Raw genomic sequence first — 1,885 nt, 5'->3', positions numbered from 1 at the left:
GCTGCGGCGGCGCGGAGCGGCCGAGGAAGACACGGTCGGCGACGGCAGCAGCGTCGGCGAGCACCACGCGTCGCTCCCCCGCGGCCGCGAGCACGCCTTCGAGCGGAGCGTGCGGCGGAGCGACCCGGCGGATCGGGCGATACGCATCGGTGAGCGGCGGCGCGGCCGTTTCGGCGGGCGCCGTGGCCGCGACCTCGGGAGCTTCGACGAGGGGGCGCACGCGAGTCATGACGCCATCCTGCGTGCCCGTCCACGCGCCGCACGGGCGTAGGCCCCGATCAGGCGCGAAGCGTCCGGCGACGCTGCCTGTGGACGAGGTGCCGCGCACCGAACGGGTCGGCGCGCGGCCGTCGACTCGGTAGGCTGGAAGCATGGCAGCACGCACCCCCGAGGCCGAGAAGCGCCCGGGATTCTTCAAGCAGATCAGGTCCCTGTTCACCTTCACGCGCGAGGTGTACCCCTGGATCGGCTGGCTGCTGCTCGGAATCCTCGTCGCGGGCATCGCGATCGGCGTCCTGCTGGGCTTCCTGCTCCAGCCGTCCGTGTGGGGCGTGATCCTGTGGGGCCTCGCCGGCGTCATGCTCGGCCTGCTCGCCGCCATGATGACCCTCACGCGCGTGTCGACCAAGGCGATGTACCGCAAGATCGACGGCATGCCCGGCGCGACGGGACACGTGCTGTCGACGATGCTCGGTCGCAGCTGGCGCTCGAGCGAGATGCCCGTGGGCGTCAACCCCAAGACTCAGGAGGCGGTCTACCGCGCCGTCGGCCGCGGTGGCGTGGTGATCGTCGGCGAGGGCGCCCGCGGACGCCTCACCCGCCTGATGCGCGACGAGCGGATGAAGGTCAGCCGCGTCGCCGCGGGCGTCCCCGTGCACGAGCTCTACGTCGGCCACGGCGAGGACGAGGTGCCGATCTCGCAGCTCGCCAAGACGATCAAGGCCTACCCGAAGGCCATCGACCGCGCCACCATGGGCGCCGTCGTCCAGCGCATCGAGTCGGTCTCGCAGTCGCTCGCATCGCTGCCGATCCCGAAGGGCATCGATCCGACGAAGGCTCGCGCCCCGCGTCCGCGCTGATCCGCGAACATGACGAACGCCCCGCCGACAGGCGGGGCGTTCGTCGTCTCAGGCGCGCACCAGGATCGTGCGCGCCGCGCGGTCGTGGAGGCCGCGCTGATCCGGATCCCACACCACGGCGGGGATCAGCAGCACGAGCAGCAGCGTGCGCACGATCGGGCGCCACACGCCCGTCCAGCCGCCGCCCTCGAGCTGCAGGCGCATGCCGGCGATGCGATGCCCCGGGCTTCCGCCCATCGTCGGCACGAAGAGGATGTGGATCGCGGCGAACACCGCCAACGTCGCGAGCGGGTCGTAGTCGAAGAAGGCGATGGAGATCACGACGGCGGCCGTCCAGTCGATCGCGAGACCGAGGATCCGGCGCGGGAGGCGTGCCACGCTGCCCTTCCCGGTCGCCGGCAGGCCCAGTCGCTGCCCTGGATATGCGTCGGCGGAGGTGCTCATCCGTCCAGCCTATGTCGCCCGGAAACGCGCGCCTCTCAGCGTCCGCGTAACATCCCGGAAACATGAGGGACACCCTCGGGCAATGCCCTGCCGCTACGGTCGTGGCGTCACCTGCGTTCCAGGCGATCCCACTAGTCCCACCAATCTGGAGCCTCAATGTTCAACGATTCATCCGAGGTGCTGGCCTTCATCAAGGACAACGATGTCAAGTTCCTCGACATCCGGTTCACCGATCTCCCCGGTGTCCAGCAGCACTTCAACATCCCGGCCTCGACTGTCGATGAGGAGTTCTTCACGGTGGGGCAGCTGTTCGACGGCTCCTCGATCCGGGGCTTCGCGAACATCCATGAGTCGGACATGCA

General features: G+C 69.9%; 4 protein-coding genes. 2 read left to right on the top strand and 2 right to left on the bottom strand.

Annotated features, from left to right (window positions below; translation table 11 throughout):
• On the bottom strand, window positions 1-229 hold a 229-nt coding region (locus tag RIF89_RS14600), incomplete at its 3' end, for a hypothetical protein (protein ID WP_309069796.1).
• A gap of 142 nt (window positions 230-371) precedes the next feature.
• On the opposite strand from RIF89_RS14600, the gene RIF89_RS14595 reads away from it, so the two are divergent.
• Complete coding sequence (locus RIF89_RS14595; protein WP_309069795.1) at window positions 372-1,079, top strand: DUF4191 family protein; 708 nt, start codon at window positions 372-374, stop codon at window positions 1,077-1,079.
• A gap of 48 nt (window positions 1,080-1,127) precedes the next feature.
• Here RIF89_RS14595 and RIF89_RS14590 read toward each other — a convergent pair whose 3' ends face one another.
• A complete protein-coding gene (locus RIF89_RS14590; RefSeq protein WP_309069794.1) occupies window positions 1,128-1,523 on the bottom strand; it encodes an RDD family protein in 396 nt (131 codons plus the stop codon).
• Between the two features lie 156 nt (window positions 1,524-1,679).
• On the opposite strand from RIF89_RS14590, the gene RIF89_RS14585 reads away from it, so the two are divergent.
• A partial coding sequence (locus RIF89_RS14585; protein ID WP_309069793.1) for a glutamine synthetase beta-grasp domain-containing protein occupies window positions 1,680-1,885 on the top strand: 206 nt, incomplete at its 3' end.

The sequence above is a fragment of the Microbacterium sp. genome (assembly GCF_031178525.1).
In the GTDB taxonomy this organism is placed as follows: domain Bacteria; phylum Actinomycetota; class Actinomycetes; order Actinomycetales; family Microbacteriaceae; genus Microbacterium.
The sequence above is the reverse complement of the archived record's forward strand: the minus strand, read 5'-3'. Positions and strand labels throughout refer to the sequence as shown.

Bases quoted from the DNA above. Each gene is read 5' to 3' on its own strand.
- RIF89_RS14595 (WP_309069795.1), top strand. From the start codon at position 372: ATGGCAGCACGCACCCCCGAGGCCGAGAAGCGCCCGGGATTCTTCAAG.
- RIF89_RS14590 (WP_309069794.1), bottom strand. From the start codon at position 1,523: ATGAGCACCTCCGCCGACGCATATCCAGGGCAGCGACTGGGCCTGCCG.